This is a genomic window from Sphingomonas phyllosphaerae (assembly GCF_029623345.1).
GTDB lineage: Bacteria > Pseudomonadota > Alphaproteobacteria > Sphingomonadales > Sphingomonadaceae > Sphingomonas > Sphingomonas phyllosphaerae_C.
On record NZ_JAPYKH010000006.1, the window covers coordinates 235366 to 244567 of the forward strand.

At 69.6% G+C, this 9202-nt stretch carries 6 protein-coding genes; 4 read left to right on the top strand and 2 right to left on the bottom strand.

Annotation, left to right across the window (positions count from 1 at the left end; all coding sequences use genetic code 11):
* Positions 1 to 13 precede the first annotated feature (13 nt).
* On the top strand, positions 14 to 1438 hold the full coding sequence (locus QBJ89_RS08630) for a sugar porter family MFS transporter (RefSeq protein ID WP_277980107.1): 1425 nt from the start codon (positions 14 to 16) through the stop codon (positions 1436 to 1438).
* A 277-nt stretch (positions 1439 to 1715) separates the two neighbouring features.
* Here QBJ89_RS08630 and QBJ89_RS08635 read toward each other — a convergent pair whose 3' ends face one another.
* Together QBJ89_RS08635 and QBJ89_RS08640 are read right to left on the bottom strand one after the other, a co-directional pair.
* Positions 1716 to 2810 carry a LacI family DNA-binding transcriptional regulator gene (locus tag QBJ89_RS08635; RefSeq protein ID WP_277980108.1) on the bottom strand — a complete coding sequence of 365 codons (1095 nt, stop codon included), beginning with the start codon at positions 2808 to 2810 and terminating at the stop codon, positions 1716 to 1718.
* 55 nt (positions 2811 to 2865) lie between these two features.
* The gene (locus QBJ89_RS08640) at positions 2866 to 4956 is read right to left on the bottom strand and encodes an alpha-glucuronidase family glycosyl hydrolase (RefSeq protein WP_431522521.1); all 2091 of its coding nucleotides are present in this window, start codon (positions 4954 to 4956) and stop codon (positions 2866 to 2868) included.
* 208 nt (positions 4957 to 5164) lie between these two features.
* On the opposite strand from QBJ89_RS08640, the gene manD reads away from it, so the two are divergent.
* The 3 genes from manD (at position 5165) to QBJ89_RS08655 (ending at position 9164) form a co-directional block, all read left to right on the top strand.
* Positions 5165 to 6376: a D-mannonate dehydratase ManD gene (gene manD, locus QBJ89_RS08645; RefSeq protein WP_277980110.1), complete on the top strand. Its 1212-nt coding sequence runs from the start codon at positions 5165 to 5167 to the stop codon at positions 6374 to 6376.
* Between the two features lie 48 nt (positions 6377 to 6424).
* Complete coding sequence (locus tag QBJ89_RS08650; protein WP_277980111.1) at positions 6425 to 7741, top strand: MFS transporter; 1317 nt, start codon at positions 6425 to 6427, stop codon at positions 7739 to 7741.
* Positions 7742 to 7910: 169 nt separating this feature from the next.
* Positions 7911 to 9164 carry an SGNH/GDSL hydrolase family protein gene (locus tag QBJ89_RS08655; RefSeq protein ID WP_277980112.1) on the top strand — a complete coding sequence of 418 codons (1254 nt, stop codon included), beginning with the start codon at positions 7911 to 7913 and terminating at the stop codon, positions 9162 to 9164.
* Positions 9165 to 9202 lie beyond the last annotated feature (38 nt).

Genomic DNA, 9202 nt, shown 5'->3' on the forward strand with positions numbered 1-9202 from the left:
GGAGCGGGTGAGGATGGCAACGGCTTTAGGTGAAGGTGACGCGGGTCGCGTCAACATGGGCTTCATCGCCGCCATCGTCGCGGTGGCGACGATCGGCGGCTTCATGTTCGGCTATGACTCGGGCGTGATCAACGGGACACAGAAGGGACTGGAGGCAGCGTTCAGCCTCGGCAAGCTGGGGATCGGCGTCAACGTCGGCGCGATCCTGATCGGTTCGTCGCTCGGCGCGTTCAGCGCTGGGCGCTTGGCCGATCGCATCGGCCGACGCAGCGTGATGATGCTGTCGGCGGCGCTGTTCTTGTTCAGCGCGCTGCTGGCCGGTGCGGCCTCGACGTCGGCGATCTTCATCTTCGCGCGCATCATCGGCGGCCTGGGCGTTGGCGCGGCGAGCGTGATCTCGCCGGTCTATATCTCCGAGGTGACCCCCGCCGCGGTGCGTGGCCGGCTGTCGAGCGTGCAGCAGATCATGATCATCACCGGGCTCACCGGCGCCTTTGTCGCCAATTTCGCGCTGGCGCGCTACGCCGGCGGCTCGACCGCGGACTTCTGGCTCGGCTTCTCGGCGTGGCGCTGGATGTTCTGGCTGCAGGCGATCCCCGCGCTGGTGTATCTGCTCGCGCTGCTGATCATCCCGGAGAGCCCGCGCTATCTCGTCGCCAAGGGGCATGAGGATCGCGCGCACGCGGTGCTCACCCGGCTGTTCGGCCGCGCCGAGGCGGACCGCAAGGTCGGCGAGATCCGCGCCAGCCTCGCGGGCGACCATCACCGTCCCAAGCTGTCCGACCTGATCGATCGCGGCTCGGGCAAGATCCGCCCGATCGTCTGGGCCGGCATCGGCCTGGCGGTGTTCCAGCAGCTCGTCGGCATCAACGTGGTGTTCTATTACGGCGCGACCTTGTGGGAGGCGGTCGGCTTCTCCGAGGATTATGCGCTGCAGACCAACATCCTGTCGGGCGTGTTGTCGATCGGCGCGTGTCTGTTCACGATCGTCACCGTCGACAAGATCGGGCGCAAGCCGCTGCTGCTGGTCGGCTCGGCCGGCATGGCGGTGACGCTGGCGGTGGTCGCCTGGGCTTTTTCCACCGCGGTGACCGACGCCGCGGGCGCGGTGAGCCTGCCGGGCAACAATGGCGTGATCGCGCTGGTGGCGGCCAACCTCTACGTGATCTTCTTCAACGCCAGCTGGGGCCCGGTGATGTGGGTGATGCTGGGCGAGATGTTCCCCAACCAGATCCGCGGCTCGGGCCTGGCGGTCGCGGGCTTCGCGCAGTGGATCGCCAATGCCGCGATCTCGGTGAGCTTCCCGGCGCTGGCGGTCTCGCCGGGGCTGGCGGTGACCTACACCGGTTATGCGGTGTTCGCGGCGATCTCGTTCTTCTTCGTGCGCAAGATGGTGCACGAGACGCGCGGGCGCGAGCTCGAGGACATGGTGGGGTGAGCGACTCGGCGTCGCCCCTTCGCGGGCGGCGCCGAGATCGGTGTGAGAGCGGCCGGTTGCCCCTAGGGGCGGCCGGCCGTTTTCGTGCCGCTATCTCTTCGCTCGTCGTGCGCTACTCGTCCCCGCTTGCGCTGAGGAGAAGCTGAGCTTGTCGAAGCCTCGTCGCGAAGCGCCGCCGCGGACGTTCCGCCAAGTGCCTCGAGACGGCACTTCGACAAGCTCAGTTTCTCCTCAGCACGAATGGGGCGAGAAGAGGGGGGCTCGGGACGAGGGTTAGCTAAACCGCCCCCGCCTGCACGCGCCGCGGCGCCGCATTCGGCCGGCGCCGGGGGGCGGCGTCCGACTGGCGGCGGACCAGCTGATAGTCCGCCAGCAGGTGCGGGTGGTCGAGCCCGGCGTCGCTGGTCTTGCGCGCGCGGATCTCGCGCGCGAGCAAGTCCACCGCGGTGCGCGCCATCGCGCTGACCGGCTGGCGGATCGTCGTCAGCTCGGGCCAGATCGTCGTCGCCAGCGCCGAGTCATCGAACCCGACGACGGTGAGATCTCCCGGCACGTCGAGTCCGCGGCGGTGGGCGATCGCGACCGTGGCCGCGGCCATGTCGTCGTTAGCGGCGAAGACGGCGCTGGGCGCCTCGGCGAGCTCGAGCAGCTGCTCGGCAGCGTCGAGCCCGGAACGATAAGTGAACCAGCCCTCCGCGACCAGTTCCTCGTCCGCCGCCAGCGCCATCTCGGCGAGCGCGTCGCGGTAGCCGGCGAGCCGCTCGGCGCTCGCGGTCTGGTTGGCCGCGCCGGTGATGAAGCCGATGCGGCGGTGGCCGAGCGTGCCGAGGTGACGCGTCATCTCATACGCGGCCTTGCGGTCGTCGATGCTGACCGACAGCGCCCAGTCGGGCGCGCGCCCGGTCGAGACCGCCACCACGGGCACGTCGCGCGCGCGCAGCGCTTCCAATGCGGTGGCGGAGTCGCCGAGCGGGGGCGGCAGCAGCACGCCGTCGATGCGTCCGCGCAGCAGGTGCTCGATCGCCGCCAGCTCGGTGCCCTCCTCGCATTTTTCGATCACGATCGTGCAATTCTGGCGGCTGCCCTGGTCGAGGCAGCCGACCAGGAACTCGCTGAAGTAGAACAGGCTGGTGTTGGTGTGGAGCACGCCGAGGCGGAATTCCTCGCCGCCCGCCAGGGTCCGCGCCGCGGCCGAAGGCGCGTAATGGAGCGTCGCGATCGCCTCCTGCACGCGGCGGCGCGTCTCGGCGCGCACGTTGCTCTCGGCATTGATGACCCGGCTCACCGTCATCGGTGACACGCCCGCGTGGCGCGCGACGTCGCTGATCGTGGGGGCGTTGCGCTGACGACGCGAGCCGCGGCTTTCCTTCATGAATATCCTTTCGCCAGCGACGTTACGGCGGCGAATGCGACGGCCGCAAGGGGCCTCATTCCGGGTGACCCGGCGCGAAGGGAAATTGCTGCGCCTTGTACCAAGCGAGGTCGTGCTCGGGCGGCGCCGCGCCGGCGGGCAGCGCGCGGCCGTTGACCGACATCCAATAGGCCAGGCTCGCATCGCGCCACCAGCGCGCCTCGCGCTCCTGCACCGCGAGGTAGGTCGCGGTCTTGTTCCAGCGCTCGGCGTCGACCAGCGGGCGCAGCGTCTCCCAGGTCGCGCGCATCGTGCCGACGGTCGCGACCCCGCGGTCGTAGTGCGCGACCAGCTCCTCCCACAGGGTCTTGCCCGAGGTCATGCGCCGATCCCATCCGACATGGTGGAACCACAGCAGCTCGCGCTCCAGCGTGGTGGCGGGATCGGCGAGCCGCTTCGCCACCTCGGGCGCATATTGCGCCACCGCGTCGCTGCCCGAGCGCGTGCGATCGAAGCCGATCCCCTGCTTGTCGGCGCGATGATAATAGACCGGGTTCCACTCGGGACGCCTGAGGTCGCTGACCCAGGGACCGGGGCCGTAATGGTGGCCGGTCGCCATCACATGCGCGAGCCCGAGCGCGCCGGTATAGTCGACTACCGCCTCGCGCGACGCCATCATCATGCCGACGACAGGCTCGACCACGCGCGGGTCGGCCCCGAACGTCTGCCGCGCCCACTCGCGCGCGAGCGCGGCGGCGTCAAGCGTCGGGTCCCAGGCGAGGCGGCCGAAGGCGTACCAATTGGCCTGGTTGAAGGTGGAGCCCGACCAGTCGCGGTCGCGCCCGATGTTGGCGACGCCGGCCATGCCGCTCAGCGCGTGATGCTCGGCGGCGCCGTCAACCACGTCGGCGACGGTCTCGCTGCCACGCCCGGTACGCGCGTCGAGTGTCTCGGTGAAGAGCGGGCCGAGATAGGCGAGGTGGGTGGCGAAGCCGAGATACTCCTTGGTGATCTGGAATTCGATCAGCAGCGGCGTCTTGGGCATCGCGCCGAACAAGGGGTGGAAGGGCTCGCGCGGCTGGAAGTCGATGGCGCCGTTCTTCACCTGCACCAGCACGTTGTCCGCGAACGTGCCGTCGAGCGGCTTGAACTCGCTGTACGCCTGCTTGGCGCGGTCCTCGGGATCGGTGTCGGCGTAGACGAAGGCGCGCCACATCACGATGCCCCCGTGCGGGCGCACCGCCGCGGCGAGCATGTTGGCGCCGTCGGCATGGCTCGCGCCATAGTCGCGCGGGCCGGGCTGCCCTTCGCTGTTGGCCTTGACGAGGAAGCCGCCGAAGTCCGGTATGGCGCGGTAGATCTCGTCCGCCTTGGCCTTCCACCACGCCGCGACGGCGCGATCGCGCGGGTCGGCGGTCCTCAGCCCGCCCAGCTCGATCGGCGCGGAGAAGCGCGCCGACAGATAGACCTTGATCCCCCAGGGGCGGAACACGTCCGCCAGCGCCGCTGCCTTGCTGATGTAGCGCGGCGTCAAGCTGTCGGCCTTCGCGTTGACGTTGTTGAGGACGGTGCCGTTGATGCCGATGGACGCGTTGGCGCGCGCGTAATCGGTATAGCGCGGGTCGTTGAAGTCGGGCAGCGTCCACCAGTCCCACAGCGACTGGCCGGCATAGCCGCGCTCCACGCTGCCATCGAGATTGTCCCAATGGTTGAGCACGCGCAGCTTGACCCGCGGCGCCGAGGCGAGCGCCACCGTCGCGGCGCTCCCCCCGGTGGCGAGATGGCGCAGCAGCGCGAAGCTGCCGTAGAGCAGGCCGCGCTCGCCGTTGCCGGTGATCAGCAGCGTGTCGCGCCGGCCGAGCCGCACGCGGCGGACGAGATAGCCCTCGTCGCCGAGCGCCGCGGTCGGGAGGCGCAGCGCCGCCACCTGCGGGTCGCGCGCGAGCGCGAGCGTCACGTCGTCGATCCCGGCGGGCAGCGAGCGCGTCAGCTCGTCGGCGGCGAGCCGCAGCGTGGCGCCGTCGCCGCGCAGTGTCACTCGGGCGCTCCGCGCCGGGGCGTCGGCGCGCAACCACAGGCGATAGCCGTCCTCGGCACGCGCCGGCGACGTGCCGGCGAGGAGCAGCGCCATCGCGACCGTCCGGAGCATATTCCTGCGCGCTGCCATCTGCCTCTCCACCGCCGCGGCATTGACCAACCGCGTTCCATCCGCCATGTTATCGCTACCAACAATCTTGGCAAGCCGTTGCGATCAGACGATGGCGTGAACCAGGCGGGAGAGGAGCGCACGTGATCGACGCCGATGTCCTTTATCGAGGGACGAGCGCGACGTGCCCCGTCCGGCTCTCCGCGGCGATCGCCTGAGGAGGAGCGCCATGCCCATCATCACCGACGCGCGCGTGATCATCACCTCGCCGGGGCGCAACTTCGTCACGCTCAAGCTCATCTGCGACGACGGTACCACCGGCGTCGGCGACGCGACGCTCAACGGCCGCGAATTGGCGGTGGCGAGCTACCTCGCCGACCATGTCGTCCCCTGTCTGATCGGGCGCGACGCGCACCGGATCGAGGACATTTGGCAGTATCTCTACAAGGGCGCCTATTGGCGCCGCGGCCCGGTGACGATGAGCGCGATCGCCGCGGTCGACGTGGCGCTGTGGGACATCAAGGGCAAGCTCGCCGGCCTACCGCTGTACCAGCTGCTCGGCGGCGCCAGCCGCGAGGCGTGCCTGGTCTATTGCCACGCCAACGGCACGACGATCGAGGACACGGTCGCGACAGCGCTGGCGTACCGTGACGAGGGCTATCGCGCGATCCGGCTGCAGTGCGGCGTTCCCGGCCTCGCCTCGACCTACGGCGTCGCCAAGCCGGGGCAGCGCTACGAGCCCGCCGACGCGGCGCTGCCGAGCGAGGCGATGTGGTCGACCGAGAAGTACCTCCGCGTCGTGCCCGCGCTCTTCGCCGCAGCACGCGAGGCGCTCGGCCCCGACATCCACCTGCTCCACGACGTCCATCACCGGCTCACCCCGATCGAAGCGGGGCGGCTGGGGCGCGACCTCGAACCCTATCGCCCTTTCTGGATCGAGGATCCGACGCCGGCGGAACAGCAGGAAGGCTTCCGCCTGATCCGCCAGCACACCACTACGCCGATCGCGGTGGGCGAGGTGTTCAACTCGATCTGGGACTGCAAGACGCTGATCGAGCAGCAGCTGATCGACTATGTGCGTGCCACGATCGTCCACGCCGGTGGCATCACGCACCTGCGCCGCATCGCCGCTCTAGCCGACCTCTATCAGGTGCGCACCGGCTGCCACGGCGCGACCGACCTGTCGCCGGTGACGATGGCGGCGGCGCTGCATTTCGGCCTCTCGGTCCCGAACTTCGGGGTGCAGGAGCATATGCCGCACACCCTCGAGACCGACGCGGTCTTCCCGCACGCCTATCGCTTCGAGGACGGTCGCATGCACCCGGGCGACGCGCCGGGGCTGGGGGTCGACATCGACGAGGAACTGGCGGCCGGCTACGACTATAAGCGCGCCTATCTGCCGGTGAACCGGCTCGAGGACGGCACTTTGTGGAGCTGGTGACGGGCGCGGGGCAATGCGCCGGCGCCCCGACGAGAGGATCGGCCTGAGATGAGCGACTTCACCGAGGCCGCCAAGCAAGCACCCGAGACGGCGGCGCATGCCGTGGCGAGGCCGCGCGGGCGCGTGCGCTGGCTGATCTGCGCTCTGCTGTTCGCCGCGGTGGTGCTGTCGTACATCGACCGGCTGGTGCTCGGCGTGCTCAAGCCGCAGCTGACCGCGCTCTACGGCTGGACCAACATCGGCTACGGCGACGTCACCGGTTATTTTCAGGTGTTCTACGGCATCGGCTTCCTGCTGTTCGGCTGGTTGATCGACCGGCTCGGCCCCAAGCTGGGCTATCTGCTCGCGATGGGCAGCTGGACGGTCGGCCATTTCGCGCAGACGCTCGTCACCTCCACCACCGGCTTCGTCGTCGCGCGCATCCCGCTCGCCTTCGGGGAGGCGGGGACCTATCCTTCGGCGCTCGCGGCAGCGTCGCAGTGGTTCCCCAAGAAGGAGCGCGCGCTTGCGATCGGCGTCTTCAACGCGGGGGCCAATGTCGGCGCGATCGTGACGCCGCTGCTGGTCGGCTTCCTGATCGCCGGCCTGGCGCTCGACTGGCGCTGGGCCTTCCTCGTCACCGGTCTGTTCAATCTCGTCTGGCTGTTCGCCTGGTGGCGCCTTTACCACAAACCCGCTGACCACCCGCGGCTTTCCGCCGAGGAGCGCGGCTGGATCGAGGCCGAGCCCGCGATGGATAGCGGTCGCGCCGGCTTCCTCACCGTCCTGCGCCGCCGCGAGGCCTGGGCCTATATGGCGGGGCGTTTCCTGATCGATCCCGTCTGGTGGACCTTCCTGTTCTGGCTGCCCGACTTCTTCAACAAGCAATATGGCTATGACCTGAAGAGCTTCGGCCCGCCGCTGGTGGCGATCTACATCCTCGCCGATGTCGGAGCCATCGCGGGCGGATGGTATTCGTCGCACCTGCTGCGCCAAGGGGTCGAGACCGGGCGCGCCCGCAAACGCGCGATGCTCGCGTGCGCGCTGTTCGCGCTGCCGGTGATGTTCGCCGCGGACGCGAGCAGCATCTGGTGGGCGGTGCTCGCGATCGGGCTGGCCTGCGCCGCACATCAGGGCTTCTCGACCAATCTGTTCGCGCTGCCGGGCGACCTCTTCCCGCGCTACGCGCAGGGCACGCTGATCGGGCTCGGCGGCTTCGCCGGCGCAGTGGGCGGCTTCATCGCGTCCAAGTCGCTCGGCGTGCTGCTCGACACGGTGGGCAGCTATGGACCGTTTTTCGTGGCATGCGGCATGGCCTATCTGGTGGCGTTGCTCGTCTTTCACGGGCTGATTCCGCGCTACCGCGCGGTGAGCCTGCCGGGATAAAGGAGGGGGGCGCGCATCGGCAGACGCGCGCTTGCGGCTCTTTCGGTCGCAACGTCAGCTACATGCAACTCTCTTGACGGTCGTTCCGGCACGGCATACGTGATAGCGCTAACAACTTGTAGATGCTGCCGCCGGACGTGCGGCCAAGGACATGCAGAGGAGAGGGCCGTTGCCGGTCGCTGATGGTCGCCACCTGTGCCCGACACGGCGGGCCGCTGCGCTCGTGCTGACCGCCACGCTGCTGGCAGCGGCTCCCGCCGAAGCAGCCCCACGCGCATGCACGTGGCAGGCGGCCTGGTCGTCGTCGCAGCTGTCGCCGGCGGCGGACGCCCAGCTGGAGCCGGGCGCGCTGCGCGACGCCACGTTGCGCCAGATCGTTCGCCCCAGCCTCACCGCCCAGCGCGTCCGGGTTCGCTTCTCCAATGCTTTCGGCCGTGCGCCGCTGACGATCGACGCGGCGACGGTGGCGCTCGCGGCGGCACCCGTTGGCGGAGCGCTTCGCCCGACGACCGTGCGTCCGCTTCGCTTCGCCGGCCACGCCGCGGTGACCGTTCCCGCTGGCGCGGAATGGGTCAGCGATGCGGCCGACCTACCGCTGCGCGCGTTCGACGATCTCGTCGTCTCTCTCCACTTGCCGGTGGAGCCTGACGGACAGACCGCGCACCCCGGCAGCCGCGCGACCTCCTATCTCACGCGCGGCGATCAAACCGCGGCGGACGAGCTGGCGGGCGCGCGCGCCGTCGATCGCTGGTACCTGCTCGCCGGGGTCGAGGTGGAGCGCTGCGCCGCTCCGGGCGGGGTGATCGCCTTCGGTGACTCGATTACCGACGGCTATGGCGTCACGCCCAACAGCTACACGCGCTGGACCGACGTGCTCGCGCGCCGTCTCGGCGGGCGGACCGCGGTGCTCAATGCTGGGATCGGCGGCAATCGCGTGCTGCTCGACGGGCTCGGTCCGAGCGCATTGGCACGGCTCGACCGCGACGTGTTCGGGCAGGCGGGGGTGCGGCATCTGATCCTGTTCGAGGGTGTCAACGATATCGGCGTGCTCACTCGCGACGCCCCGGCCAGTCCCGACCAGCATCGCGCGCTGGTGGAGGGGGTCACCGGCGCCTTCGCGCAGATCGTCGCGCGCGCACACGCGCACGGCATCACGGTACATGCCGCCACGATCCTGCCGTTCGCGGGCAGCGCTTATTACCATTCTGGCGCCGAGTCGGAAGCGGATCGCCAAGCGATCAACGCGTGGCTGCGCCTACCCGGCAACGTCGACAGCGTGGTCGACCTCGAGCAGCTGCTGCGCGACCCCGCGCGCCCGGCCTATCTCGCGTCGCGCTACGACAGCGGCGACGGGCTGCACCCGAATGCGGCAGGCTATCGGCTGATCGGCGAGTCGATCCCGCTCGCGCGGCTACGACGTTGACGCGGCAGCCAATGATGTTATTTGTCCGACTTAATATT